The organism is Archangium lipolyticum, assembly GCF_024623785.1.
Lineage (GTDB): Bacteria > Myxococcota > Myxococcia > Myxococcales > Myxococcaceae > Archangium > Archangium lipolyticum.
In genome coordinates this window covers 1-26,299 of record NZ_JANKBZ010000026.1, presented here as the reverse complement: position 1 = coordinate 26,299, position 26,299 = coordinate 1, and the positions used below count along the sequence as shown (strand labels likewise).

Genomic DNA, 26,299 nt, shown 5'->3' with positions numbered 1-26,299 from the left:
GAACAGACGGGGAAGGCGGCACACGGAACCACGCGTGACCGGCCTTATGGAGGGGTGCACATGGACGTGACGGGATTGAAGGAGAAGGCGGAGGCGTGGCTGCGGGCGGACCCGGACCCGGCCACCGTGGAGGAGCTGCGGGGCGTGCTCGCGCGCGGTGACTGGGCGGACGTGGCGGACCGCTTCGCGGGCGACCTGGAGTTCGGCACCGCGGGCCTGCGCGGCGTGCTGGGCGCGGGGCCCAACCGGATGAACCGCGCGGTGGTGCGGCGCACCACGGCGGGCCTGGCGCGCTACCTCAAGGCCACCGTTCCGGACGTCACCACCCGGGGCGTGGTGGTGGGCCGCGATGGCCGCCGGCTGAGCGCCGAGCTCGCCGAGGACACCGCCTGTGTGTTCGCCGCCGAGGGCATCCCCGCGCACGTCTTCCCCCAGCTGGCGCCCACGCCGCTCACCGCCTTCGCCTGTCTGCACCTCAACGCCGCGGCGGCGGTGATGGTGACGGCCAGCCACAACCCGCCCGAGTACAACGGCTACAAGGTGTACTGGGGCAACGGCGCTCAAATCATTCCGCCTCAAGACAAGGGCATCGCCTCGTTCATCTCGAAGGTGGAGCCCGCCAACCAGGTGGAGCTGCTGTCCGCCTCGGAGGCGCACGCGCGCGGGCTGTGGCGGGACGTGCCGGACTCGCTGGGGGACGCGTACCTGGACGCCATCCTCAAGCTGCGCGTGCACGGGCGCGGCTCCGAGTCGCTCTCTATCGTCTACACGGCCATGCATGGCGTGGGTGGCGTGTGGATGGAGCGGGCCATGAAGCGGGCGGGCTTCACGAACTTCCACGTGGTGGCCGAGCAGCAGCAGCCGGACGGCGCCTTCCCCACCGTGCGCTTCCCCAACCCCGAGGAGCCCGGGGCCATGGACCTGTCCACGGCCACCGCCGAGCGGGTGAAGGCGGAGCTGGTGCTGGCCAATGACCCGGACGCGGACCGGCTGGCGGTGATGGTGCGAGACGGGGCGGGCAAGCTGCGCATGCTCACCGGCAACGAGGTGGGCGTGCTGCTGGGCCACTACGTCCTGGTGCAGGGGCCCACGCGGCGGGGCCGGCCGAACGTCATCACCACCATCGTGTCCTCGACGCAGCTCGGCGCCATCGCCCAGGAGCTGGGTGTCGCGTACGACGAGGTGCTCACCGGCTTCAAGTGGATCGCCAACCGGGCCCTGGAGCGCGAGAAGGCCGAGGGCACGCAGTTCGTCTTCGGCTACGAGGAGGCGCTCGGCTACACGGTGGGCACCGTGACGCGGGACAAGGACGGCATTGGCGCGGCGCTGGTGTTCGCGGACCTGGCCGCGTGGTGCGAGTCGCGCGGGACGACGGTGCCCGGCTACCTGGAGGAGATCCAACGCCGCTTCGGCCTCTACGTCAGCGCCCAGCGCAACTTCACCTTCCCGGGCGCCGAGGGGGCCCAGGTCATCTCGCGCATCATGGAGGGCTTCCGCCGCTCTCCTCCCACGCGCGTGGGTGAGCTCCCGGTGCGCTCCGTGCTCGACTACAAGAAGGGCGAGAAGCTGCCTCCATCCAACGTGCTCGCCTTCGAGCTGGAGGGCGGTGGCCGGGTGACGGCGCGTCCGTCCGGGACGGAGCCGAAGATCAAATACTACTTCGAGCTGAAGGAGACCCTGGGCTCCGGCGAGCCGGTGGAAGCCGCGCGCGCCCGGGGAGAGTCCCGGCTCCGACAGTTCATCGACGCCTTCATCGCGCTGGCGCGCGAGCGGGGGCAGCCGGAGGTGGGTGCGTGAAACGCGGTATTTCGATGGGTGTGTTGTTGGGCCTGCTGTGTGTCTCGAGCGCCGCGGTGGCGCAGGAGGGTGTGTCGTACGGCCGTGGGCAGGGCTGGTCCGTGCTGTCGGGCCAGACGTTGGGCAATGGCACCGCGCTGGTGGGCCAGGTGGGCTGGCCGGGCCTGTCGCTGGGCCTGCTGCACGGGGCCACGAACAAGTTCGACATCGGCGGCAAGCTCAGCTTCAACTACGGCCGCGAGGGCATCGTCACCAGTGTGGTGCCGGGGCTGAAGCTGCAGGCCTGGTTGCGGCTGATGCTGCTGGAGTCGTCGCGGGTGAACCTGGGCGTGAGCTTCGCCCCCGGTCCCTTCTTCTACTTCTACGAGCGCTACACCGACGTGGGCCTGTCGCTGCCCATCGCCTTCACCCTGGGCATCCCCGTGGGCAGCGCGCTCATGCTCAACGCGGGCCTGGACATTCCGTTCTACGTCATCTTCGGCTCGGGTGGCGGCGCCGTCGTCCCCATCCTCGCGGGCGTCGGGCTGGAGTACTTCGTCGACCGCAACCTCGCCGTCACCTTCAACGTGCGGATGGGGCCGTCCATCTTCCCCTACGACGACTTCCGCTACCGGGGCCGGGCCCGCTTCACCATGGAGGCGATGTTCGGCATCGCCTACCGGCTGTAGCCGTCATCTCCGGGCCCGCGAGCGCTACCAGCTCGCGGTGCCCGGGTCCGGCAGCTCCACCGTGACGGTGGTGCTCGTCAGCCCCACGCTCCTCACCCTGAAGCATCCGCCCAGGGTCTCCACCAGCTCGCGCGCCATCTTCAGGCCCGCCTGGGGAGCCTCCCGCGCGAGTGCGGTCGCCTCGGGCCCCGGCAGCTCCCTCGCCGGGTAGTGCACGCGGAAGGTGGGGCCGTAGTCCCCGAAGTCGTCCTGCGGCTCCACCGTCAGCCGGACGGCGCGGGCGTTGTCCGCACCGCTCCTGCGTGCATCCACGGCGTCGGCGATGAGGTGGAGCAGCACCTGCTCCAGCCGCTGCCGGCTCACCCGCGCGAACACCGGCTCCTCCGGCAGCTCCAACTGCACCTCGCGGGTCTCCACGTGCCCGGTGGCCTGGAGCAGGGCCACCGCGTGCCGCGTCAGCGCGCAGACATCCAGGTGCTGCACGTCGGTGCCGTTCAGCGCGCCCGCCGCGCTGAGATGACCGTGGCTCTCGCCGTTCGTCGCCATCATCCGCCGCGGCCCATGGGCCATCGCCACCGCGCTCATCGCGTCACCTCGTGTCTCGTGTGTGTCTGGTTTCACGTCGGGCCCCCTCCCTCGTCCCAGGACGCCGACCTCTCTCCTCCGTCCCCGTCCCCGCCACCCAGCGTCCCAACGCCAGTCGCCGTGCCGAGGGCCCTTCACGACTCCCCTCGGCCTCGCCGCGAACTCACCCCCCTGGCGTGCCACACATTTCATGCGATGCGCGTGCCGTCTGGATTGTCTCCACGCCTCGTACGTCTGGCGGAAGACGGTTGGATGCCTTTGATTGGAAATTCACGCGCTTGAGGCGTCGCGCGTCGTAACGCCCGACCTACCCATCCAAGCCCATGAGAAGGGGGGTGGGTGAGGGCTGACTCCCAGGCTCGGGTGACCCGGGTCCCGTGGGACCCGGACCGGGGAGCCGTGTCCCGTCCTCAGCGGGACTCCTGCTCGTAGGGGGTGCCGAGGGCGGCGGGGGAGTGGGTGCGCTTGCCCTGGAAGGCGAGCAGCACCAGCGTCAGGAGGTAGGGAAGGGCGAGGAGGAAGCCCTGGGGTACCACCTCGGCGAGGCCCGGGGCGCTGGAGGCCAGGCCGATGCGCAGTGCGTTGCCGGCGGCGAAGAAGAGCGAGGCGAAGAAGGCGCCCAGGGGCGTCCACCGGCCGAACACCGTGGCGGCCAGGGCCATGAAGCCGAGGCCGGCCGGGGTGTGCTGCTCGAAGCGGTCCAGCACGGCGGTGGAGAGGGCGGCTCCGCCCAGCCCGGCGAACATTCCGCCGCCCACCACGGCCAACCAGCGCAGCCCCGGCACGGACAGCCCGAGGGTGGCCACCGCGTGGGGCTTGTCGCCCACGGCGCGCAGCCGCAGGCCCAGCGGCGTGTGGTACAGCATCAGGTGGAAGGCGAAGGGCAGCGTCAGGGCGAGCCACGTGAGGGCCGAGTGGCCGGAGAAGGCGCGCAGCAGGGGCACCTGGGACAGGAAGGGCAGGTGCCAGCGGGTGAGCTGCTGGATGGGGGTCGTGCCGTTGGGCCCGAAGAGGGCCTCGAGGAGGTAGGTGCCGCCCGCGAGCGCCACGAGGTTGAGGGCCATTCCGGACACCACCTGGTCCGAGCGCCAGCGGATGCTCAGGTAGCCGTGCACGGCGGCCAGGGCGCCACCGGCGGCCATGCCGGCCAGTACGCCCACGGGGGTGGGGACGGTGATGGCCGCCACGGCCGCGCAGAAGGCGCCCGCGCGCATCATCCCCTCCACGCCCACGTTCACCACGCCGGAGCGCTCGGAGAGCGTGGCCCCCAGGGCGCCGAAGAGGAGCGCGGGGAAGTACTCGAGCGTCGAGGCCAGGAGGGCTTCGATGATTTCAAGCACGGGGCACCTCCGGGCTGGGCTCCGGCTGTTTGTGGGGAGCCGGGGGCGCCAGCCGCCGCCGGCGCAGCAGGGCGAGCCATATCAGCCGGCCCGCCACGAAGAGCAGGGCCAGACCCTGGATGAGCTCGGGGTAGCTCTTGTGCACGCCCAGCAGCTGCATGCGCGTGCCGCCCGCGCGCAGCACTCCGAAGAAGAGGGCGGACAGCGCCACGCCCAGCGGGTGGTTGCCACCGATGAGCGAGATGGCGATGCCGTCGAAGCCGTAGGGGGCGCCCAGCGAGCCCGGGTACCGGAACTCGGTGCCCAGCACCAGCACCGCGCCGGCCAGGCCCGCGAGCGCGCCCGCCAGTCCCATGGCCTCGAGGGTGCGGCGGCCCACGGGAATCCCCGCGGCCCGGGCCGCCTCGGCCCCCAGACCCACCGCGCGTGTCTCGAAGCCCTGGCGCAGCCGCGCGAGCCACACCCAGACGGCCAGTGCCACCGCCAGCGCCAGCGGGAAGCCCAGGTGCAGGCGGGACAGGTCCTCCATCAGCCGGGGAAGCTGGGCGGTGGGGGCGATCTGCTCGGTGCCCGTGGTGGAGAGGTTGGTGCCGGCTCCGGCCCGCAGGGGGCCCACCGCCAGCCAGTTGTCCACCAGGCTCACCGCCACCCAGTTGAGCATGATGGTGGAGATGACCTCGTGGACGCCGCGGGTGAGCTTGAGCACCGCCGCGATGAGGGCCCACAGGCCACCGGCCAGGCCGGCCGCGAGCAGCGCCGCCGGGATGTGCAGCGCGGAGGGCAGCGTCAGTTGCGCGCCCACCACCGCCGCCGCGAGCGCGCCCACCAGCATCTGCCCCTGGGCGCCGATGTTGAAGAGGCCCACCTTGAAGGCCACCGCCACGGACAGCCCGGTGAAGAGGAGCAGGGCGGCCTTGATGGCGGCCTCGCCCAGGGGCCGGGTCAGCAGGGTGACGCGGCCCCCATCGAGGTACGCCGACCAGTCACCCAGGCCGCCGCGGAGCATGTGGAGGTAGGCCCCGGTGGCCGTCTCCGCGTCGCGCGTGAGGGCGATGAACACCCAGCACACCGCCAGGGCCAGGAGCACGGAGAGGACGGAGGGGAGCACCGCGCGCAGCCGGTCACCCATGGGCCACCTCCTGGCCGTTTCCGCCGAGCATGCGGCGGCCGATCTCCCGCTCATCGAACTCGGGGCGGGTGAAGGTGCCGGTGATGCGCCCCTCGAAGAAGACGTAGATGCGGTCGGACAGGGCCAGGACCTCCTCCAGATCCAACGAAACGAGCAGGACCCCCGCGCCCCGGTCGCGCGCCTCGCGCAGCTTCGCCTGCACCTGTGCCACGGCGCCGATGTCCAGGCCGCGCGTGGGCTGCACCACCACCAGCAGCTTCGGCGCCGCGTCCAGCTCGCGCGCCACCACCACCTTCTGCTGGTTGCCACCGGACAGCGCCTGCAGCGGCACCTCCGGGTCCGGGGGCCGCACGTCATAGGCCTTCAGCAGCGCCTGGGTCCGCTCGCGCCGGCCCTCGAAGTCCACCCGGAGCCCCTGGGCGAAGGGGGCCCGGTCCTGCCTCCCCAGGGCCACGTTCTCCTCCACCGTCATGGCCTTCACCACCGCGCGCCACAGCCGGTCCTCGGGGATGTGCCCCACGCCCCGGTGCCGGGCCCCGGCGGGCGTCAGTCCCGTGAGCGGCGCGCCCAACAGGTTGCCGCTCCCCTCGTCCAGGTGGCGCAGGCCCGTGAGCACCTCGGCGAGCTCGCGCTGGCCGTTTCCGTCCACCCCGGCGATGCCCACGATCTCCCCCGCGTGCACCTCCAGGGACACCCCGCGCAGCGCCTGCCGCCCGTCGGCCCCTCGTGCCTGGAGCTCCCTGGCCTCCAGCAACTTCTCTCCCTGGGGCGGGTGGTACGCCTGGGCCTCGGTGGGCGGGACGCGCGACTCGCCCACCATCAGGGCGGCCAGCTCCTGGCTGTTGGTGTTGGCGGCGCGCACCTCGGCCACGAGCTTGCCGCGCCGCATCACCGCCACCCGCTCGGCCACGCTCAGCACCTCGCGCAGCTTGTGGCTGATGAAGACCACCGTGCGCCCGCCCGCCGCCAGACCGCGCGCCACCCGGAAGAGGTCATCCGCCTCCTGGGGGGTGAGCACGGCGGTGGGCTCGTCGAGGATGAGCACCTGGGCGCCCCGGTGGAGCGCCTTGACGATCTCCACCTTCTGCTGCGAGCCCACCGTGAGGGTGTCCACCCGGGCGCGCGGATCCAGCTTGAAGCCGAAGCGCTCGCAGGTGGCGGCCACCTCCGCGCAGGCGCGGTCCATGTCCATCCGTCCCCAGCGCGAGGGCTCGCGGCCGAGCACCACGTTCTCCGCCACCGTCAGGGTGGGGACGAGCATGAAGTGCTGGTGCACCATGCCGATGCCCAGGGCGATGGCGTCCCTGGGGCTGCGCAGGCGCACCGGCTGTCCTTTGACGAGGATGTCACCGGAGTCGGCCTGGTAGAGCCCGTAGAGTACGTTCATCAGGGTGGACTTACCGGCGCCGTTCTCGCCGACCAGGGCGAGTACCTCCCCGGCGCCGATGTCCAGGGACACGTCGTCCAGGGCCGTCACGGCGCCGAAGCGCTTGTGGATGTGCTGGAGGGAGATCAACACAGTCCACCCTTATCAGATGGGAGGTGGGTGACGGCGTGCCTTTCTCCCGGTGCATGCCCGGCCGCCTCCTGCTATGGCCTGTGGCCGTGAGACCCTACGAGCTCATCAAGGCCAAGCGGGATGGAAAGCGGCTGGCGCCCGAGGACATCCGGGCGTTCATCGAGGCGTACACCTCGGGGGCGGTACCGGACTACCAGATGTCCGCCCTCTGCATGGCGGTCTTCTTCCGGGGACTGGACGCGGTGGAGCTCGGCGCCTGGGCGCGGGCGATGCTCGAGTCCGGCGAGGTGGTGGACCTGTCGGACACACCGGGTGTGAAGGTGGACAAGCACTCCACGGGTGGGGTGGGGGACAAGGTGTCCCTGAGCCTGGCGCCCCTGGCTGCGGCCTGCGGGGTGCCGGTGCCGATGATTTCGGGCCGGGGCCTGGGGCATACGGGCGGGACGGTGGACAAGCTGGAGTCCATTCCCGGCTTCCGGATGGACGTGCCGGTGTCCGAGTACCGCCGGCTGGTGCGTGAGGTGGGGTGCTGCCTCATCAGCCAGACGGCCTCCATCGCGCCGGCGGACAAGAAGCTCTACGCGCTGCGGGACGTGACGGCCACGGTGGACTGCATCCCGCTCATCGCCAGCTCCATCATGAGCAAGAAGCTGGCGGAGGGCATCGACGCGCTGGTGCTGGACGTGAAGGTGGGCAGCGGGGCCTTCATGAAGAAGGTGGAGGACGCGCGCACCCTGGCCCGGACGATGATTGGCATTGGCGCGGAGATGGGCCGCAAGGTGACGGCGCTGCTCACGGACATGGATCAGCCGCTGGGCCGCGCGGTGGGCAACGCGCTGGAGGTGGTGGAGGCCGTGGAGATGCTGCGCGGCCGGGCGCCGGAGGACTACACGGAGGTGACGCTGGCCCTCACCGCGGAGATGCTGGTGCTGGGGCGCAAGGCGGCCTCCATCGACGAGGCGCGTCAAAAGCTGGCGCGGGCCATCCAGGATGGGAGCGCGGTGCGCAAGCTCAAGGAGATCGTCCAGGCGCAGGGGGGAGACCCTCGGGCCATCGACGACTACGGACTGCTGCCCCGGGCGCGCTCCACCGTGGACGTGTTGGCGTCGCAGGGGGGCTTCGTCACCGCCATCGACACGGAGGCGGTGGGCATGGCGGCGGTGGTGCTCGGGGCGGGGCGCCAGCGGGTGGACAGCATCATCGATCCGGCCGTGGGCTTCACCCTGCTGCGCAAGGTGGGCGAGCCCGTGAAGGCGGGAGAGCCGCTCGTGCGCATCCACTTCAACGAGGAGGGCCCGGTGAAGGAGGTGAAGGAGCGACTGCTCGCGGCCTATCACTTCGGGCCCCAGGCCCCCGCGCCCCGGCCGCTGGTGGTGGAGCGGTTGGAGTAGGATCCGGAGCGACGATGGGGCTCTACGAACAGGTGCAGGAGACGGTAGGGGCCATCCGGGCGCGGGCCGGCGGCCTCTCGCCCAAGGTGGGCATCATCCTCGGCAGCGGGCTGGGTGGATTCGCCGATGGCCTCGAGGACAAGGTGGTCCTCCCGTACGTGGACCTCCCGCACTTCCCCCACTCGTCGGTGCCGGGCCACGCGGGCCGGCTCGTGCTGGGCCGCGTGCGCGGTGAGCCGATCGTCGCCATGCAGGGCCGCGTGCACGCCTACGAGGGCTATACCCCGGCCCAGGTAGCCTTTCCCGCCCGGGTGCTGTGCGCGCTCGGCATCCACACGCTGGTGGTGACCAACGCCGCGGGCGGGGTGAACCTGGACTTCAGGCCGGGGGACCTGATGGTCATCACCGACCACCTCAACCTCTCGGGATACAACCCGCTGACCGGACCCAACGACGATCGGCTGGGGCCCCGCTTCCCGGACATGACCACGGCCTACCCGGTGGTCCTCCAGTCCCAGCTGCGCGAGTCGGGGCGGCGCATGGGCGTGGAGCTCAAGCAGGGGGTCTACGCCATCCTCGCCGGCCCGGCCTACGAGACGCCGGCCGAGATCCGCATGCTGCGCCACCTGGGCGCGGACGCGGTGGGCATGAGTACCGTGCCCGAGGTCATCGCCGCCAACCACATGGGAGTGCGCGTGGCGGGCGTGAGCTGCATCACCAACCTGGCGGCGGGTATCGGCGGCAAGCCCCTGACGCATGAAGAAGTGGCCGAGACGGCCCACCGGGTGAAGGATCTCTTCACCCGGCTCCTCGAGGACTTTCTTCCCACGGTGGCCCGCGCCGGAGCGAGCAACACATGAACGAGCAGTCCAATGACAGAGTCCGGGTGTCGGATGACGAGCGGCGGGAATCTCCCCGCGTGTCCATGCGCTTCCTCGTGAGGCGGGCGGACACGGCGGACATGTTCGAGTCCCGGGAGGGCAACCTGTCGCTCGGGGGCTTCGCCTGGTTCGGCGCGGCCCTGCCGGTGGGCTCGAAGGTGGAGGTCCGCTTCACGTTGCCTGGTTCCATCGACGAGTTCCACCTCCGGGGCGAGGTGCTGAACGTGGGGCATGGCTCGAAGGGCTCGTCCGCGCACGCGCGCTTCCTGGAGCTGCCGGTGGAGACGGAGATGCGCATTGCCCGCTACCTCGACGACCTCGAAATGGCGGAGTCCACTCCAGGAGGTGGTGCATGAGCGCGGAGATTCCCTGGGAGCAGCTGTTCGAGGCGGCCACGAAGGTGCGCGAGCGCGCGCACGCGCCGTACTCCCGGTTTCCGGTGGGGGCGGCGGTGCTCTACGCGGACGGCTCGGTGGTGACGGGCTGCAACGTGGAGAACTCCTCCTATGGGCTCTCCGTGTGCGCCGAGCGTGGTGCGTTGGCGGCCGGTGTGGCGCAGGGGCGTAGCCGGCCGGTGGCGGTGGCCATCGTGGTGGATACGCCCACCCCGTGCCCACCGTGTGGCATGTGCCGGCAGGTGATGCTGGAGTTCGCCCCGAAGGAAATGCCGGTGCGCAGCCGCAACCTCAAGGGGGACGAGGCGCGCTACACGCTGGGCGAGCTGCTGCCGCACGCCTTCACGAGCGACTTCCTCTAAAGCTACCCGAGCTGGCCCTGGGGTGGGAAGCCGTGCTGCTCCCGCCCCTCGTTTCCGTCGTACTGCATCGACGTCTTGAACAGCTCGAAGCGTCCGTCGGCGGCGAGCGGCGCCACCCGGTTGCGCAGGTCCGCCATCTCCTGCTTCGTCATGGGCTTGAAGCCGCGCGCGATGGCCAGGTTCTGCTGGAGCACCTCGGGGGAGTCGATTCCGCTGATGGTGACGGCCACCGGCAGGCTCATGGCGTAGCGGATGGCCTCCTGGGGGGTCACCACGCCCTTCTTCACCGGCTCGGCATTGCCGCTCAGGCTCTTCATCCCCAGGGGCGCCATCTTCCGCCGGAGGACCTCGGGGAGGACGCGCTGCTCGAAGCTGCGGAAGGTGCCGTCGAACACGTTGAGCGGCATCTGCACCGCGTCGAACGGGAAGCCGTGCTTGAGCATCTCGAGGTGCAGATCCGGGTGCTTGTGCCCGGTGAAGCCCACGAAGCGGACCTTGCCCTGCTTCTTGGCCAGCTCCAGCGCCTCCACCACTCCGCCCTTCTTGAAGTGGAGCTCCGGGTCGTTGGCGTAGACGACCTCGTGGATCTGCCAGAGGTCCAGGTGGTCCGTCTGGAGCCGCCGCAGCGAGTCCTCCAGCTGCTTCATGGCCACGTCCTTGCCACGGCCATGCGTGCAGACCTTGGTCATCAGGAACGCCTTGTCGCGCCGGCCGCCCTGGAGGGCCTTGCCCATGATCTCCTCGGAGCGGCCCTTGTTGTAGTCCCAGGCGTTGTCCAGGAAGTTGATGCCCGCGTCGAGCGCCTCCTGGATGATGCGGATGCCGACCTGCTCGTCCTTCGGTGCGCCGATGTGGAAGCCGCCGATGCCGAGCGCCGAGACCTTCACGCCCGTCTTTCCGAACGGCCGCATGGGGATGGCATCCGGCGCCGGGGCGGCGCTGCCCTGCTGGGCCTCGGCCTCCTCCGCGACTCCAGCTCCCGCGGCGAGCGCCGCCATCCCGGCCAGCTGCAAGAACTCCCTGCGCGACGAATCCATTCTCTCCTCCGGTGACGAGCCGCGGCCCATGCTGGTGCAGGGTGGCGCGGCGCGGCACCCCCTCGCATGCGCCTGTGTCGGGTGGCGTATAGGAGGGAGCGCGCGGAGGAGCTCACGGCCACCCGGGGACGAGTGGCCGTGGGGCACGTCGGTGGTTCAGAACTTGAAGTTACCGTCGCTGCGCGTGGCGGTGCCGCCACAGGCCGGAGTGGTGAACTCGCGGTTGCCACTGCTGGTGGTCTGATTGCTCTCCCAGGCCGCGGTGGAACCATTCCACTTCACGTACTTGTACTGGGTGGCGGTGGAGGGCGGGAGGTTCGCCGTGCCGCTCCAGGTGGCGTTGGCGCCGGTGCCCTGGATGGTCAGCTTGAAGCCATTGGCCGGGGTCCAGTTGCCCAGCACTGTCTGGTTGCCCACCACGTAGAGATTCTGGCCGAGGGTGGTGTTGGCGTTGGCGATGCTGAAGGTCACCGGCACCGTGGTGCACGTCCCGCCACCACTGCCCTTCGTCCACACCGCGTAGCCGCTCCCGGACGCGGCGATCGTCCAGCCGGTGCCAGGGTTCCAGTCCGTGCCGCCGATCTTCATCGCCGTGTTGCCGTTGATGATGGCCGCGTACAGGCCGTTCTCGGCCCGCTGGATGGACACCGCCGACGTCGAGGTGATGCCCTGCGCCTTGCGCACGTCCATCAGCGCCTTGATCTCCGCCTTGAGGTTCCAGTTATAGATGTGCGGGTAGTACACGGCGGGGATGCCGGGGTGGGTGAGCACGTAGGCGTAGCCCTGCATCACCTTGTCGCAGGGCACCGGCCAGTGGCGCTGCCCGACGGTGCAGTTCTCGCTCGGCCCCGTGTCGTGGTTGTCCACGAACGTCACCATCTTCTGCGCCCACCAGCCGATACCACCCGCCGGCTTGCCCGCGCCGTCCCTCAGCCGTCCGTACTCGTTGGCGGACAGCGCCTGGTTGAGCAGGCCCTTGGTCGTGAAGTCGAACACGCCGCACGCCCCGCCCGTCCCATCGACGTAGTTGATCAGCAGCTGCCGGTGGGCGTCCACGTTGCCGTAGTTGAGGTCGGTCCACACCTCGCCCACGCAGAAGTCCGGCGCCATGGCGTCGTGGTAGATCTTCGCGTAGCCCGGCGCGTAGCCCTTGGAGTAGTCGTAGCGGATGCCGCTGAAGCCCACGCCCTTGAGCCGGCTGGTCAGCCAGTTCTTGATGTCTCCCTGCACCACCTGGTTGCTGTGATCCAGGTCACGCGCGGCGCCGTAGCCATCCCCCGAGTCCGGGGCGCCCGTGCCCTGGCCCCACTCATCGTTGGACGTCACCGCGTAGCTGCCCCAGCTGGGGTTGGTGAAGTCGGCCCAGTTGGCGGTGCCCACCCGGTGGTTGATGACGACATCCGCGACAGCCTTCACCCCACTGTTGTTGAAGGCGGTGATGGCGTTCTTCAGGTCGGTCTCGCTGCCATAGCTCGAGTTGAGGACGTTGAGCTGCCGGGGCAGATAGCCTTCCTTGGCCGCCGAGTCGCTCGGTGGCGGGAACCACACGTGCGTGAAGCCCATGGAGCCCAGGTCCGACGCCTTGCTGGAGAGGGTGCCGTACCAGTTGGGGTTCGCGGCACTGGCTGAGTTCCAGTGGAAGCCCTGCACGAGGATGGCGGTGCTGGCCTGGGCTTGCTGCGTGGCGGCCTGGACCGGGGTGGCCTCCGTCAGCACCGCGGTACATGCAACCGTGACAAGACAGGGGATGACTCTCTTCATGCAAACTGCTCCCGGGGTAAAGATTTACTACTGCGGGTGCGTTTTGCTGAGCGAGAAACGGTCTGTCAAGTTTTTCAGAAAGTAATTTATTTACGGATATGACGGGCCTTTGGGAGATGTCCTGTCGGATGCAGAACGAAGCCCCGGGCGGGTGGGGGAGGCGGTCCGTGATAAGACCCGGGGGACCGTGGACCTGCTCCTGACCAACGGCCTGATCGTGACCATGAACCGCGAGCGCGAGGTGCTCGCGGAAGCCGATGTCCTCATCCAGGATGGGCGGATCGCCCGGTTGGGGCGGAACATCCGCACGCGAGGCGCGGGCCTGCGCGTGCTGGACGTCACCGGCAAGGTGGTGCTGCCCGGCTTCATCCATGGGCACCTGCACGCCTGTCAGACGCTCTTCCGCAACCGCGCGGACGGGCTGGAGCTGCTGGACTGGCTGCGCGAGCGCATCTGGCCCTTCGAGGCCGGGCACGACGCGGACTCCCTGAGGGCCTCGGCGGACCTCACCTTCGCGGAGCTCATCCGCTCCGGGGCCACGGCCGCGCTCGACATGGGCACGGTGCGCCACTACGACGCCGTCTTCGAGTCCGCCCGGGACTGCGGCTTCCGGCTCACCGGCGGCAAGGCGATGATGGACGCGCCCGACGTGCCCACCGGCCTGCACGAGTCCACGGAGGCCTCGCTGGCGGAGAGTCTGGCGCTGCTGGAGCGCTGGCACGGCACCCACGGGGGCCGGCTGCGCTACGCCTTCGCGCCGCGCTTCGTGCTCTCCTGCACGGAGAAGCTGCTCAAGGAGGTGGCGCGCCTGTCCCGGGAGAAGGGCGTGCGCATCCACACCCACGCCAGCGAGAACCGCACCGAGTGCGACGTGGTGCGCGAGCGGGTGGGCCGGGACAACATCGCGTACTTCCACGAGCTGGGCCTCACCGGCCCGCATGTGACGCTGGCCCACTGCGTGTGGCCCACCGAGGAGGAGCGGGGCCTGCTACGGGACTCGCGCACGGTGGTGTGTCACTGCCCCGGCTCCAACCTCAAGCTGGCCTCGGGCATCGCCCCGGTGCCCGAACTGCTGGACGCGGGGGTGACGGTGTGCCTCGGCGCGGACGGCGCGCCCTGCAACAACAACCTGGACATGTTCGTGGAGATGCGGCTGGCGGCGCTGCTACACAAGCCACGGGTGGGGCCCCGGGGCATGCCTCCCGAGCGCGTGCTGGAGATGGCCACGCTCGGCGGCGCCCGTGCGCTGGGCCTGGAGGCGGAGGTGGGCTCGCTGGAGGAGGGCAAGCGCGCGGACATCACCGTGGTGGACCTCTCCGAGCTCCACACCACCCCGTCAGATCCCCGGGACGTGCTCTCGCCGCTCGTCTACTCCGCCCAGTCCCGTGACGTGGTGCACGTGGTCATCGACGGGAAGCTCGTCCTCAAGGACCGCGTCCTGCGCACCCTGGATGCGGCCTCCGTGGCCTCCAGCGCCCGCCAGCACGCCGGGCGTATCGCCTCCCGGACCCGCCGGTGAGGCCGTAGCCACCTTGTGGGTGGGGGTTGCTCGCACTCCGAGCGAGCCTGGGGGGCCTCCGGGCGTCGGCTGGCAATCACCGCCGTTCGCCGAGCGTAGATCCGAGGCACACGCCATACGTGGAAAGACGGTGGGTTGGTGTAAGGTCGTCGGGACTCGGTTTTGGGAGGAGGTAGTCAGCCGCCATGTGGCATCGGTTCAGAAGGGCAATGCGGAGCTTCTTCGGTTTCTTCGTCTCCTCCATCGAGGACCCTGAGCTCATTCTCGAGCAGAACGTTCGTGACCTGAACGATCAGGTTCCGAAGATGAACGAGTCCATCGCCATGGTGCGGGCGAACGTGACGCTGCTGGAGAAGGAGAACGCGAAGTACAACCAGGACATCCGGGAGCTGACGGCCAAGGTGAAGGCGGCCATCCAGGCGGGACGTGACGACCTGGCGGCGCAGTACGCCACCAAGCTGCAGACGGAGAAGGCGGCGCTGGAGCGCAACGAGCAGCAGCTGGCCACGGCGAAGCAGGCGTACGAGAAGGCGCTGAACCTGAAGAAGGTCTTCATGCGCGAGAAGGAGAAGAAGACGCAGGAGGCGATGAACGCCATCCGCGATGCGCGCCGCGCCCAGTGGCAGTCCAAGGTGGCCGACGCGATGGAGTCCTTCACCGTCGCCGGCATCGACCAGACGCACGACGAGATGCTGCGCAAGGTCCAGGAGAAGGCCGCCGTCAACGAGGCGCGCATGCAGATGGCGCTCGAGTCGGTGGACCACCAGGCCGTGCAGATCGAGGAGGACGCCGAGCGCCTCCAGGCCATGGATCTGGTCAAGCAGATGAAGATGGAGATGGGCCTGGACAGCCCCGCGCCGGTGTCCGAGGTGGGTGGTGGCACCGAGAAGACGATCGGCAAGAAGGTGGAGATCAAGTAGTCCCGTGGGACGGAGGAGGCCGCTCTGATGGCAGTGCAACGCGGACCCGGCCTCACCCCGTTCATCGCCCTGTGTGTCCTGGCGGTGGGGTACCTGGTGGCCTCGCGGCTGGGGTACCTGGACCGGCTGCAGGCGCGCTTCTTCCCGGCGGCGAAGGAGGCCGTGCGCCTGTCTCCGGGAGACTTCCCCGCGGGAGTGGCGGCACCGGTGGCGGACGTGGCCTCGGTGCCGCTGAGGCCCACGCTCATCGGCTTCACCGCGCGTGGCTCGTCGGCGGCGCTGCTGCTGGCCACCGGAGGGGCCTCGACGCTGGACAACCCCGGGCCACCGCCGGGCGCGGCGCAGGGCGTGTTGAAGACGGCGTACGCCATGGACGCGCGCGCCGTCATCTTCCCCACCGAGGAGGAGCTGCGGCAGGCGCTGTCGGTGGGTGCCGAGAACGGTGGCGTGGACATGGCGGCCATCTCGGTGGACCGGCTGGCGGCGTGGATGCCGTCGCTGCGGGACGCGGCGCCACGCACGGTGATGTTGCTGGGACGCAGCCGCGGGCAGGAGGCGCTGGCGGCGGTGGGCGTGCCCGACCTGGCCTCGCTGCGAGGCAAGCGGCTGGGGGTGTACCCCACGAGCTCCTCGTACTACTTCACGCTGTGGGTGCTGTCGCGCGCGGGCCTGCGCATGGCGGACGTGCGGTGGGTGGATCTGCCCTCCACGCTGGACGCGGGCCGGGCGTTGCGCGAGGGCCGGGCGGACGCGGTGGCGGGGCTGTGGGGTGACGTGGAGCTGGCGGCGCGGGACAGGGGCGGCGCGGTGCTGGCCACCACGGCGGATGCGCCGCATCTGGTGGCCACGGTGCTGGTGACGCGGGGCGACTACGCCGCGCGCTATCCGGACGCGGTGCGCCGGATCATCCGCGGGCTGCTGGACACGGGCGGCGCCGTCCTGAAGGAGCCGGGGCCCGGCGCGCGGCTGTTGGGAGAGGTGGCGCCCTACCTGGGAGACCCCACCGAGGCCATCCGCAGCGCGCCTCCGGCGACACTGGCGGACAATCGGGCCTTCTTCGGGCTTTCCGGCGAGGCGCCCGTCACCTATGACGAGCTTTTCCAGAGTGCCTCGGCGCTCTACCGGAAGATCAAGCGCACGGCGGCGGTTCCGCCGGCCGAGGACACCCGCGACCTCGGAGCGCTGAAATACGTGTCGGAGGCGCGAGGGCCCTGAGCCCTCTGTCCGCGAGGCGCCTCCCCTGGCGAGGACTTCCGTGGCCCGCACTCCGAACTTCCTGAAGGCCGCCTTCTTGATGCCCGCCAACCTGGTGGGACTGCTGACCGCTGGAGCGTCCTCGGCCATGACGGGAGAGCTGCTGCCGTCGTTGGTGGCGCTCGGGGTGGAGGGGGTGTACCTGGGGGTGGCTCTCTCCTCGAAGCGCTTCCGGCGCGCGGTGCGCGCGAGCCAGCCGGGAGCGAAGGAAGAGGCGGCGGCGCGGCAGCAGATGGAGGCGCTGCTGGCGGAGCTGGCCCCCTCGCAGCGCGAGCACTACCAGGTGCTGGTGGGGCTGAAGGAGAAGATCCTCGCCAACTACGCGAAGCTGCCCGGCGGGCGGGTGCTGTCGGCGAGCAGCGAGCAGCGGCTGGACACGCTGCTGACGTCGTTCCTGCGGCTCATCTCCACGCTGAACCAGTACCGCAACTATCTCAACTCGGCGGAGCGGCAGTCGCTGGAGAAGGAGGTCCGCCTGCTGGAGGCGGAGGTGGCGCAGGAGGCGAACCCGCGGCTGAAGGATGTGAAGGAGAAGCGGCTGGACATCCTGAAGCGGAGGCTGGCGCGCTTCGAGCAGGCGAGTGAGAGCCGCGAGGTGGTGAGCCACCAGCTGGCGAGCATCGAGGATTTGATGCGGCTGACGCACGAGCAGTCCATCGCCATTCGAGATCCGGAGACCGTCAACCGGCAGCTGGATGCGCTCAGCGCCGAGGCGCACGCCACGGACGAGACGGTGCGCGAGATGGAGCGCTTCCTCGACTTCACCGAGGAGACCTCGGGCCCGATGCCGCACGGCACGCGCGTGCGGTAGGGGACACCGCGCGGCGTGAGCCGTTTCAGGGCCTCGGTGGTTCTCCGCATACTGGCTTCCGGGAGTTCCGGCTCACTGAGGCACCATGCAGGGGAGGGTCCTGGGGCGATTGCTTCTCGCCGGGGCAATGGCGCTCCTCCTGGAGGCGTGCGCGACGGCTTCCGGTGGGCACATTCCACCGTCTGCTTTCGAGTTCCACGAGGTTGTGTCCAAGGAGGGCCGGGAGGCGGGAGGGTGGAAGATTGCCCAGGTGAACATCCTGTTGGCTCGTGTCTCCAGGCTCAGGCCCTTGAATACCTGGTGTGATGTCGAGGTGGGAATTCCCATCACGAATTGGGAGCGCTCCATCTCGGATTCGCTTGCTCAGACGCAGGCCGCGGAAGCCTCGGACGAAGCGGCGCAAATCGTCCTGCGCGGGAGTGTGACGTTCTCCGCCATTGCTTGTCGGGAGTTCAGAAACGAAACAAGGCGTCTGCTGGATGTGAGCATCAAGGGCGTCAGGGTGACGAAGTTCATGACGCTGGGCATCAAGCCCAAATCCTTCCCAGAGGATTGAGAGGTCGGACGGTATGGATGCGCGTTTCTCCGCGAAGGCTCTCGTCGATCTCGTGCACCGTTACTACCCAGCGGGGATTCATGGAGATGACCCCCGGCACAGAGAGAGCGAAGAATACAAACGGTTGACCGCGGCGCGTCTGGCGGCACAGAAGGATGACGGAGCTTGGAAGGAGTTCCGGCGGCGTGTTCGCGAGCAGCTTCCCGAATGCAGACAGTGGGAGTTGCCGGGCCTTCTCTACGACCCGAGTCGCCGCCTCCGCGTCCACCTGCCGCTTTCCCAGGTGTCGGAGGGCGAGCATAAGGATGTCGCTGTGCTCACGAGCATCCTTGCTCCGGTGCATCTCATCTACGCTTCTCATACCGTCAGCACGGGCGAGGAGACCTCGGAGTCCCGTGCTTTCTTTGCCCCTTTGCCACCCGAGTTCCAGTCGCTCGAGGCGAAGCTGGACGCGCTCGTGCGTGACTCGTTCGGGACCGTCCGGTTGCCCAACGAGATTCTCTTCACCCCCGTGCCGGACCTCCAGGTCGGCAACACCGACTTCGGAAAGGTGCAACTCCTCCACTGTCTCTTCACCGATAACATCTGGTGAGCCTCCCCGCGGCGGGCTCTCCTGGTAGGAGGACCTGATGCTGCTGACGCGCGACGGGCCCGCTGCCGCACGGCACGCGCGTACGGTAGGGGACACCGCACGACATGGGCCGTTTCAAAGCCTCGGCGGTTCTCCGCATACTGGCTTCCGGGAGTTCCGGCTCACGGAGGCACCATGCAGGGGAGGGTCCTGGGACGATTGCTTCTCGCCGGGGCAATGGCGCTCCTCCTGGAGGCGTGCGCGACGGCTTCCGGCGGACACATTCCACCGTCTGCTTTCGAGTTCCACGAGGTTGTGTCCAAGGAGGGAGCGGGGCCAGGAGGGTGGAAGGTGGCCCAGGTGAACATCTTGTTGGCTCGGATTTCCGAGTACAGGCCGTTGCAGGCCTGGTGTGATGTCGAGGTCGGAGTTCCCATCACCAACAAAAAGCGCTCCATCTCCAACACTGTTGCGCAGAAGCGGTCATCAGAAGCCGCGGACGAGGCTGCTCAGGTGATTCTGCTCGGGAATGAGACGATCTCGGCCCTCGCCTGCAAGCATTTCAGGGAGGAAATGCTGCGGGTGCTATTGGTTTCCATCAAGGGCGCCACCGTGACGAAGTTCATCACGCAGGGAATCGAGCCAAAATCCTTCCCTGAGGATTGAGAGTCAGACGGCATGGACGAGCGTTTTTCCGCGGAGGCCCTCATCAAGCTCGTGCGTCACTACTACCCATCCGGGATTCATGGGGATGACCCGAGACACAGGCAGAGTGAGGAGTATCGGCGGTTGGATGCAGTGCGCCGGGCAGCGTTGGAAGACACGAGGAATTGGAAGAGCTTTCTCCAGCGTGTTCACGAGCTGGTTCCCGAGTGCATCCTGTGGGATTTGCCTGGTCCTCCCTATGATCCGAGCCGCCGTGTCCGCGTTTATCTACCGGACTCCCTGGTGCCGACGGGCGAGCACAAAGCCGTCGTGGTGAGCACGAGCCTCCTGGCCCCTGTCCATCTCCTCCACGCCTCTCAGGAGGTGGATTTGGACGAGGAACGGTCGACATCTCATGCCTGGTTCCCTCCGCTTCCTCCCGAGTTCCAGTCGCTCGAGGCGAAGCTGGACGCGCTCGTGCGTGACTCGTTCGGGACCGTCCGGTTGCCCAACGAGATTCTTTTCACCCCCGTGCCGGACCTCCAGGTCGGCAACACCGACTTCGGGAAGGTGCAACTCCTCCACTGCCTCTTCACCGATAACATCTGGTGAGCCTCCCCGCGGCGGGCTCTCCTGGTAGGCTGTGCGCCTTTCCGTCTCGTCGAAGGGGACCCGATGCTGCGCCGCTATATGGGAGACAAGCCGAAGCGCGAGTACACGAACTCGTGCACGCCGTGCATGGCGCTCAAGCAGCAGGTGGCCTGCAACGAGCTGTGCTGCCGCCACTTCCTCGTGATGATGGCCCAGGAGGACCTCGACGAGGGGCTCCTTCCCCAGCCTCCCTTCCTCGATGTCCTCAAGAAGGCTCCCTCGGGCCACTGCTTCTACTTCGACGAGAAGACCACCGCCTGTGGAGCCTGGGACAAGCGTCCCCTCGTCTGCCGCTCCTATGACTGCCGCGATGATGGTTTTCGAGCGTCCATGGTCCGTGACCATGTCAACCCGCCCGAGGCCCGCTTCGTCTCCGACGAGCCGCGCACCTGTGAATGCTGCGGGGCCGGGCTGACCTTGGTGATGGGGTGCGCGGCCTCGTGTGATGGGCTCGCCGTGTGCATCGCTTGTGGCGCGGGATACTCCGTCGCCTTCCACTACGCGGAGCGGCGCTTCGACATCCGCTACGTCTCGGACCTGGAGCCCCGCAGGCGGCGCGAGTACCTCCTGCAATCGTTCCTCTACCGCGCCCGCTGGGCGGAGGCCCTCGCCGTCCTGGATGAGCTGATCGCGCAGACTCCCGACCGGGAGGACCTGCGCCTGGAGCGTGCCGTCGTTCTCGCCGAGCTGGGCAGGCGGGATGAGGCCCGCCGGCTGCTGGAGGCCAGTCCGCTCCTGGATGCTTCGCTCGAGTTGGCCTGGCTCGACCGCCTCGACGGCCGTCTGGATGAGGCTCGGAATCGGCTCGAGGCCGTCTTCCCCCGTCTCCCCGAGGGCTCACGGGTTCGCGCCATGACTCAGCTCGGGAAGGTCGCTCGTCAGCAGGGGGACGCCAGCAACGCGGCCCTCTGGTTCGTGAAGGGGTTCTCCCTCCACCGCAAGCACCTCCGCCCGAACGCCGCGCTCAAGGAGTTCGTCATGGAGATGTCCCGGGGTTCCGAGCACGAGCGCGCCGCCGTGCAGGTCGCCCTGGCCGGACAGGACGTGGCTCCGGACCTGCGACGGGATGTTCAGGGCGAGTAGTGGGGTTCAACCCTGGATCCGCCAGACCCTCACCCCGTCCCTCTCCCAGAGGGAGAGGGCTGAACCCGAGGACTCCCTTTTCCCCTCCCGAAGGGCGTGGGGTGGCGGCTTGGTCGGCCCCTGGACGGGTTGCCCGTGCCCTCCGCACGAATGAATTTGACTCCGGGCCCCGGGCCGTCTGCACTCCCGCTCCTATGCTCCGCCGCGCCTCACCCTGGCTCCTGCTCCTCTTGCTCGTGTTCGCCGGCTGCTCCCGTTGCGGCGAGAAGCAGGGCGCGCTCGGGACCAAGACGAGAGACCCTGCCCGCTTCCTTCCTCGCGCTGCCCAGGCCGCCCTCGTCGTCCCCGATCTCGGCGCCCTCGGTGAGAAGCTCGCCCGCTTCCAGAACCTCAAGCTGGCCAACTTCGTCGCCCAGCTCCAGAACGCCCAGTCCGCCGAGGCCTATGTCTCCAGCGTCATGCGTCAGGTGGGGGTGGACCTGCGCAACCGTCAGGCCATGGAGGCCGCTGGCATCGACCCCTCCCGCGGCGCCGGTGTGGCCCTGCTCAGCGGCGGCCAGGCCTTCTCCGTGCTCGGCGTGAAGGATGAGAAGACCCTCACCGAGACCTTCTCCAAGCTCGCTCGTGACCGTCTCGGGGCCTCTCAGCGCGCCGAGCAGAAGAGCCCCGGTGGTACCCTCGTCAGCTTCAGCCGGCCCGGCGCGCAGCAGCCCTCCCTGGGCCTCCTCTTCTCCGAGGGTTATGCCCTGCTGGGCGCGGGCCCCATGGTGGCCCAGCTCTCCGGCTACGCCACGCTGCCCGCGGACAAGTCGCTCGCGCAGGAGCCGCTCCTCTCCGCCTCCCTCGAGCGGCTTCCCGCCGAGCGCGACTTCTACGCCTTCCTCCCCGGAGGCGTCGGCTTCCTCGTCCCGGCTGGCACCACCCAGTCCGTCACCGTGACGGGCTCGCTCGGCGAGCGCGCCGTGACGCTGCGCATGGACTCGCCGTGGCCGGACACCCAGGCCTCGCTCTCCGCGCTCGTCCCGCAGCAGGCCCCGGAGCTGCTCGGTTATCTGCCGGAGGACAGCTTCCTCGTGGCGCGCTACCGGGGAGACCCCTCGCAGCTCAACGGCATCTGGCCCTACCTCGCCGGCTCCTACGTCACCCGCGCGGTGCAGGAGAGCGGCTTCGACGTCAAGGGCGAGGTGCTCGACAAGCTGAAGCCGGGCCTCGTCGCGGGCGTGGCCCTGGCTCCCACCGTGCAACTCACCGGGGGCCTGCCCTCGTTGGATCCGCGGCGCACCAACCCCTTCCGCTACGTGCACCTCGTGGCGGTGGGCGAGGCCAAGGACACCACCAGCTTCCCCGCCACCCTGGAGAAGCTGCCCGCCATCGCCCCGCGTTTCGGCGCCGAGGTGAAGTCCGCGGACCTCGCCGGCCAGCGCGTCTACCTGACGTCCTACCGGCAAGGGGAGGGCGCTCACTTCGCCGCAGTGGGGGACAAGCTGACGCTCGCCGCGCCCCAGTCCCGCCTCGAGGCCGCGCTCACGAAGCTCGAGGGCCCCGCCGGCAACATCCCCGTGGCCGAGGACCTGCGCGGTGTGCTCCAGGGTCCCGTGCTGGGCGCGGTGGTGGACCTGCGGCGCCTCGCCGACGCGGTGAAGGCGCTCCCCTCCGAGGCCTGGGGCATCGGTGGCTTCGCCATCAAGGCGACCACGGTGCGCTGGCTGGACGCCACGGATGACCTACGCGCGGTGACGCTGGGCCTCTCCGAGAAGGAGAAGGCCCTGCAAGCCGAGCTCACCCTCTGGTTGGCACCCCATTGATACGCGCACGCGACATCGTCAAACAGTACAGGGATGGGGACGGCACCGAGGTGCGCGTCCTCGATGGCCTCTCGCTCGACGTGGCGGACGGTGACTTCGTCGCGGTCGTCGGCCCTTCCGGCAGTGGCAAGTCCACGTTGCTGCACCTGCTGGGCGGGCTGGACGTGCACTACCAGGGCGAGGCCGAGGTGGCCGGCGTGAAGTTGTCCGGCCTCGAGGACAAGGAGCTCGCGCGCTTCCGCAACCAGCACGTGGGCTTCGTCTTCCAGTCCTTCCACCTCATCCCCAACCTGTCCGCGGTGGAGAACGTGCTGATGCCCTCGCACTTCGGCCCCGTGACCGTCGAGGCCCGCAGGCGCGCCGAGGCCCTGCTCGACAGGGTGGGACTGCTGGCCAAGAAGGATCGCGCTCCGATACGGCTCTCCGGCGGCGAGCGCCAGCGCGTGGCCATCGCCCGTGCCCTCTTCACCGGACCCAGGCTCCTCCTGTGTGACGAGCCCACCGGCAACCTCGACGCCGCCACGGGCGCTGGGGTCATCTCGCTCTTCCAGGAGCTGCACCGCGAGGGCCTCACCCTGCTCGCCGTCACCCACGAGGAGCGGATGAGCTCGGCGGCCAGGCGCGTGCTCCGCCTCAAGGAGGGCCGGCTCGTCGAGGAGCCCCAGGCGGCGCTCGCGGGAGGTGCGTCATGAGGTTGGCGGCGCTGTCCCACCTGGTACGGCAGAGCCTCGTGCGCGAGCGGCGGGGCGCGTTCTTCTCCGCCTTCGGCGTGGCCATGGGCGTGGGGGCGCTCGTCTTCTTCCTGGGCCTGGGTCTGGGGGTGGGCCGCGTCATCCGCGAGCGCATCTTCCCCTCGGACGCGCGGCTGGTGGACGTGGTGCCCCCGGCGGTGTCGCTCGGCTCGTTCCTCGGGGGTGGCAAGCTGGACACCGTCATGGTGGAGCGCCTCCAGGCACTGCCCGACGTGGAGAAGCTGTACCGGAAGATGAACGTGCGCGCCCCCGCGGCGAGCCGCTACGACGGCGACTTCTTCGGCCGCAAGCTGCGCATGGGCGTGGACGTCCTCGCGATGGGGGTGGACCCCGGCCTCGTCGAGGGCGATGTGCGGATGAACAAGTTCGTGGACCCCGGGCCCGGTCAGCCCCTCCCGGCCGTCATCTCCACGCGGCTGTTGGAGATCTACAACAACACCTTCGCCCCGGCCCGCAAGCTGCCGAGGCTCGCGCCGGACATGCTCGTCGGCTTCACCCTGCCGGTGGACTTCAACCGCTCCTTCGTGTCCGCCCCACTGCCGGGAGCCCCGGTCATCTCCTCCCAGGTGCAGGTGGTGGGCGCCTCCGACCGGGCGCTGCTCGCGGGCGTCACCATTCCCCTGGACTCGGCCATCCGCCTCAACCGCGAGCTGGGCCAGGACACGGAGACGTACTCCGGTGTCACCCTGGTGGCCTCCAGCCCCGGTGCCGTGCCGGGCCTGATCGAGGCGGTGAAGGAGATGGGCCTGGAGATCGACGACCAGGAGCGGCGGCTCGCGGAGAACGTGGGCGCGGCGGTGGCCCTCACCACGTCCGCGCTGGCGCTGCTGTCCATCCTCATCTGCGTGCTCGCGGCGGTGAACATCGCCCACGCGTTGAGTGCCTCGGTACGCGCCCGGGCCAAGGAGATCGGTGTCATGCAAGCGGTGGGGGCCTCGCGCTCGGACGTGCGCAACATCGTCCTCGCCGAGGCGGGCGTGGTGGGGCTGGCCGGAGGCCTGCTGGGCACGCTCGCCGCGCTCCTGCTGGCGGTGCTCGTGGATCGGCTCGCGTCCTCCTACCTCCCGCAGTTCCCCTTCAAGCCCGACAGCTTCTTCTCCTTCCCCTGGCCGGTGGTGGTCGGAGGCGTGGTGCTCGGCCTGCTGGCCGCGGTGGCCGGCGCCTGGTTCCCCAGTCACCGCGCCGCCGCCACCGACCCCGCACGCACGCTCGCCGGATGACGCTGCCCAAGACCAGGACGCTCCTCGCCAACGTCGTCTGCCTGCTGGTCCTCGCGTGGCTCTACGGGGGAGACCTGAGCGACGCCCTGCGCGCCCGGAGCGCCGAGGTCTCCGCCTTCCTCGCGCCCCCTCCGCTGGTGTGGCCCGCCGTGGTGCTGGCCGCCACGGGGGTGGTGCTCGGGGTGGTCGTCTGGGGCGTCCTGCGTGGACGGGGCGAGGGCTTCAAGGGCTACCGGCTGTTGCCCATCGTCCTGGTGGGCGCGCTCTTTCTCGACCTGGTGCTCATGGAGAGCCAGGTCCCGCTGCGCTCCGAGGACGTGGCCACCCTGTCCCTGCGTCACCTCCAGGAGCAGGCCCAGGCCCTGAGCCATGGCCGTACCGTGCCCTCGGAGCCGGAGGTGCTGCGGCCCCTGGTGGCCGACATGGGCCAGCCTCCCTACCTCGTGCGGGGGACTCGCGCGCCGTCCTGGTCTCTCCAGGTTCGTCAAGGGTGCCAGGGTCCCGTCCGGGAGGCCCCGGGTCTGGCGGTGGGAACGTTCATCTACTGCGTGGCCCCCGGGGGCGAGCTGGCCTGGATCACCCTGGTCGGCTTGCCGGCGGGCGAGCGCTTCGGCCTTCCCTCGGTGGTGTCCGGCGAGGGGGAGCCGCACGTGGCGATCGTCCAACCCATACCGCCAGAGGAAGGGGAGGCGCCGGAGCCCTTCCGGGAGCCATCGGGTGCACCGGCCGCCGATGTTGCTCCTCAGGCTACGGACGCTGGGGAGTTGGCTCCGGCCCCCAGCCCCTGAGGACCCCCGGGGAACGACCCCATGGTTGACCCTATGGAGGGGCGGTCGATAGGCTCGGCCTCCAAACACCGAGCCACGTACGCCCGTGACGACCACTCAACCGAAGCGGCAGCCCATTCCGTTTGGGAAATACCTCCTCCTCGACCGCATCAACATCGGCGGTATGGCGGAGGTGTGGCGCGGAAAGATGTTCGGCGCGGGAGGTTTCGAGCGCCTCGTCGCCATCAAGCGCATCCTCCCCAACATCGCCGAGGACGACGAGTTCATCTCGATGTTCATCGACGAGGCGAAGATCAGCGTCCAGCTGAACCACGCCAACGTCGCGCAGATCTACGAGCTGGGGCAGATCTCCAACAGCTACTTCATCGCGATGGAGTACATCCCCGGCAAGGACATGCGGGCCATCTTCGACCGGTGCCGGAAGAAGGGTGAGCCCGCTCCCGTGCCGCTGGTGGCCTTCGTGGTGGCCAAGATGTGCGAGGGCCTCGACTACGCCCACCGTAAGAAGGACAACCTGGGCAGGGACCTGAACATCGTCCACCGCGACATCTCGCCCCAGAACGTCCTCATCTCCTTCGAGGGCGAGGTCAAGGTCATCGACTTCGGTATCGCCAAGGCGGCGGGCAAGGCGACCAAGACGCAGGCCGGCATCCTCAAGGGCAAGTTCGGCTACATGAGCCCGGAGCAGATCCGCGGCATGCCGCTGGACCGCCGCTCCGACATCTTCGCCATCGGCGTGTGTCTCTACGAGATGCTCACCGGCGAGCGGCTCTTCGTGGGCGACAGCGACTTCAGCGTGCTGGAGAAGGTGCGCAAGGCCGAGGTGCCGCCGCCCTCCACCTACAACCGGCGCATCCCC

General features: G+C 69.4%; 26 protein-coding genes. 20 read left to right on the top strand and 6 right to left on the bottom strand.

Annotation, left to right across the window (positions count from 1 at the left end; all coding sequences use genetic code 11):
• Window positions 1-60: 60 nt before the first annotated feature.
• Window positions 61-1,797, top strand: coding sequence for a phospho-sugar mutase (locus tag NR810_RS37880; protein WP_257459733.1), 1,737 nt, complete (start codon window positions 61-63; stop codon window positions 1,795-1,797).
• A complete protein-coding gene (locus NR810_RS37875; RefSeq protein WP_257459732.1) occupies window positions 1,794-2,465 on the top strand; it encodes a hypothetical protein in 672 nt (223 codons plus the stop codon). Before NR810_RS37880 ends, NR810_RS37875 begins: the two co-directional genes overlap by 4 nt.
• 24 nt (window positions 2,466-2,489) lie before the next feature.
• On the opposite strand, the gene NR810_RS37870 is transcribed toward NR810_RS37875, so the two are convergent.
• The 4 genes from NR810_RS37870 to NR810_RS37855 all read right to left on the bottom strand — a co-directional run bounded on the left by NR810_RS37870 (window position 2,490) and on the right by NR810_RS37855 (window position 6,978).
• Window positions 2,490-3,086: a sensor histidine kinase gene (locus tag NR810_RS37870; protein ID WP_257459730.1), complete on the bottom strand. Its 597-nt coding sequence runs from the start codon at window positions 3,084-3,086 to the stop codon at window positions 2,490-2,492.
• Between the two features lie 374 nt (window positions 3,087-3,460).
• Window positions 3,461-4,390: an ABC transporter permease gene (locus tag NR810_RS37865; protein WP_257459729.1), complete on the bottom strand. Its 930-nt coding sequence runs from the start codon at window positions 4,388-4,390 to the stop codon at window positions 3,461-3,463.
• Window positions 4,383-5,519, bottom strand: coding sequence for an ABC transporter permease (locus NR810_RS37860; protein ID WP_257459728.1), 1,137 nt, complete (start codon window positions 5,517-5,519; stop codon window positions 4,383-4,385). Before NR810_RS37860 ends, NR810_RS37865 begins: the two co-directional genes overlap by 8 nt.
• Window positions 5,512-6,978: an ABC transporter ATP-binding protein gene (locus NR810_RS37855; RefSeq protein ID WP_257459926.1), complete on the bottom strand. Its 1,467-nt coding sequence runs from the start codon at window positions 6,976-6,978 to the stop codon at window positions 5,512-5,514. Before NR810_RS37855 ends, NR810_RS37860 begins: the two co-directional genes overlap by 8 nt.
• Window positions 6,979-7,124: 146 nt before the next feature.
• Between NR810_RS37855 and NR810_RS37850 the strand changes: the two genes are divergently transcribed.
• The 4 genes from NR810_RS37850 to NR810_RS37835 are packed head-to-tail and all read left to right on the top strand — an operon-like array spanning window position 7,125 to window position 10,067.
• Entirely contained in the window at window positions 7,125-8,429 is a 1,305-nt protein-coding gene (locus NR810_RS37850; protein ID WP_257459727.1) for a thymidine phosphorylase, read from the top strand.
• 14 nt (window positions 8,430-8,443) lie between these two features.
• Window positions 8,444-9,289 carry a purine-nucleoside phosphorylase gene (locus NR810_RS37845; RefSeq protein WP_257459726.1) on the top strand — a complete coding sequence of 282 codons (846 nt, stop codon included), beginning with the start codon at window positions 8,444-8,446 and terminating at the stop codon, window positions 9,287-9,289.
• Window positions 9,286-9,666 carry a PilZ domain-containing protein gene (locus NR810_RS37840; RefSeq protein WP_257459725.1) on the top strand — a complete coding sequence of 127 codons (381 nt, stop codon included), beginning with the start codon at window positions 9,286-9,288 and terminating at the stop codon, window positions 9,664-9,666. The genes NR810_RS37845 and NR810_RS37840 overlap by 4 nt, the downstream gene beginning before the upstream one ends.
• A complete protein-coding gene (locus NR810_RS37835; protein WP_257459724.1) occupies window positions 9,663-10,067 on the top strand; it encodes a cytidine deaminase in 405 nt (134 codons plus the stop codon). The genes NR810_RS37840 and NR810_RS37835 overlap by 4 nt, the downstream gene beginning before the upstream one ends.
• A 2-nt stretch (window positions 10,068-10,069) precedes the next feature.
• Here NR810_RS37835 and NR810_RS37830 read toward each other — a convergent pair whose 3' ends face one another.
• Window positions 10,070-11,104: an aldo/keto reductase gene (locus NR810_RS37830; protein ID WP_257459723.1), complete on the bottom strand. Its 1,035-nt coding sequence runs from the start codon at window positions 11,102-11,104 to the stop codon at window positions 10,070-10,072.
• Window positions 11,105-11,260: 156 nt separating this feature from the next.
• On the bottom strand, window positions 11,261-12,865 hold the full coding sequence (locus NR810_RS37825; RefSeq protein WP_257459722.1) for a carbohydrate-binding module family 20 domain-containing protein: 1,605 nt from the start codon (window positions 12,863-12,865) through the stop codon (window positions 11,261-11,263).
• Window positions 12,866-13,052: 187 nt separating this feature from the next.
• On the opposite strand from NR810_RS37825, the gene NR810_RS37820 reads away from it, so the two are divergent.
• The 14 genes from NR810_RS37820 to NR810_RS37755 all read left to right on the top strand — a co-directional run.
• Window positions 13,053-14,384: a 5'-deoxyadenosine deaminase gene (locus NR810_RS37820; RefSeq protein WP_257459721.1), complete on the top strand. Its 1,332-nt coding sequence runs from the start codon at window positions 13,053-13,055 to the stop codon at window positions 14,382-14,384.
• A 185-nt stretch (window positions 14,385-14,569) separates the two neighbouring features.
• The gene (locus tag NR810_RS37815) at window positions 14,570-15,304 is read left to right on the top strand and encodes a PspA/IM30 family protein (protein WP_257459720.1); all 735 of its coding nucleotides are present in this window, start codon (window positions 14,570-14,572) and stop codon (window positions 15,302-15,304) included.
• Between the two features lie 27 nt (window positions 15,305-15,331).
• Complete coding sequence (locus NR810_RS37810; RefSeq protein WP_257459718.1) at window positions 15,332-16,519, top strand: ABC transporter substrate-binding protein; 1,188 nt, start codon at window positions 15,332-15,334, stop codon at window positions 16,517-16,519.
• Window positions 16,520-16,559: 40 nt separating this feature from the next.
• The gene (locus tag NR810_RS37805) at window positions 16,560-17,369 is read left to right on the top strand and encodes a hypothetical protein (RefSeq protein WP_257459716.1); all 810 of its coding nucleotides are present in this window, start codon (window positions 16,560-16,562) and stop codon (window positions 17,367-17,369) included.
• 109 nt (window positions 17,370-17,478) lie between these two features.
• Window positions 17,479-17,925, top strand: a complete 447-nt coding sequence (locus NR810_RS37800) for a hypothetical protein (RefSeq protein WP_257459715.1) — start codon at window positions 17,479-17,481, stop codon at window positions 17,923-17,925.
• Window positions 17,926-18,238: 313 nt separating this feature from the next.
• Entirely contained in the window at window positions 18,239-18,517 is a 279-nt protein-coding gene (locus tag NR810_RS37795; RefSeq protein WP_257459713.1) for a hypothetical protein, read from the top strand.
• A gap of 330 nt (window positions 18,518-18,847) precedes the next feature.
• Window positions 18,848-19,162: a hypothetical protein gene (locus NR810_RS37790; protein WP_257459711.1), complete on the top strand. Its 315-nt coding sequence runs from the start codon at window positions 18,848-18,850 to the stop codon at window positions 19,160-19,162.
• A 12-nt stretch (window positions 19,163-19,174) separates the two neighbouring features.
• Window positions 19,175-19,753 carry a hypothetical protein gene (locus NR810_RS37785; protein ID WP_257459710.1) on the top strand — a complete coding sequence of 193 codons (579 nt, stop codon included), beginning with the start codon at window positions 19,175-19,177 and terminating at the stop codon, window positions 19,751-19,753.
• Between the two features lie 63 nt (window positions 19,754-19,816).
• A complete protein-coding gene (locus NR810_RS37780; RefSeq protein ID WP_257459708.1) occupies window positions 19,817-20,875 on the top strand; it encodes a YkgJ family cysteine cluster protein in 1,059 nt (352 codons plus the stop codon).
• Between the two features lie 194 nt (window positions 20,876-21,069).
• The gene (locus tag NR810_RS37775; protein ID WP_257459706.1) at window positions 21,070-22,680 is read left to right on the top strand and encodes a hypothetical protein; all 1,611 of its coding nucleotides are present in this window, start codon (window positions 21,070-21,072) and stop codon (window positions 22,678-22,680) included.
• A complete protein-coding gene (locus NR810_RS37770; protein WP_257459704.1) occupies window positions 22,677-23,372 on the top strand; it encodes an ABC transporter ATP-binding protein in 696 nt (231 codons plus the stop codon). Before NR810_RS37775 ends, NR810_RS37770 begins: the two co-directional genes overlap by 4 nt.
• Window positions 23,369-24,652 (top strand): ABC transporter permease, encoded by a 1,284-nt coding sequence (locus NR810_RS37765; protein WP_257459703.1) that lies wholly within the window; start codon window positions 23,369-23,371, stop codon window positions 24,650-24,652. The genes NR810_RS37770 and NR810_RS37765 overlap by 4 nt, the downstream gene beginning before the upstream one ends.
• Window positions 24,649-25,440, top strand: coding sequence for a hypothetical protein (locus tag NR810_RS37760; protein WP_257459700.1), 792 nt, complete (start codon window positions 24,649-24,651; stop codon window positions 25,438-25,440). Before NR810_RS37765 ends, NR810_RS37760 begins: the two co-directional genes overlap by 4 nt.
• Before the next feature lie 85 nt (window positions 25,441-25,525).
• Window positions 25,526-26,299, top strand: a 774-nt coding sequence (locus tag NR810_RS37755; RefSeq protein ID WP_257459698.1) for a serine/threonine protein kinase, incomplete at its 3' end; no start/stop codon positions are given.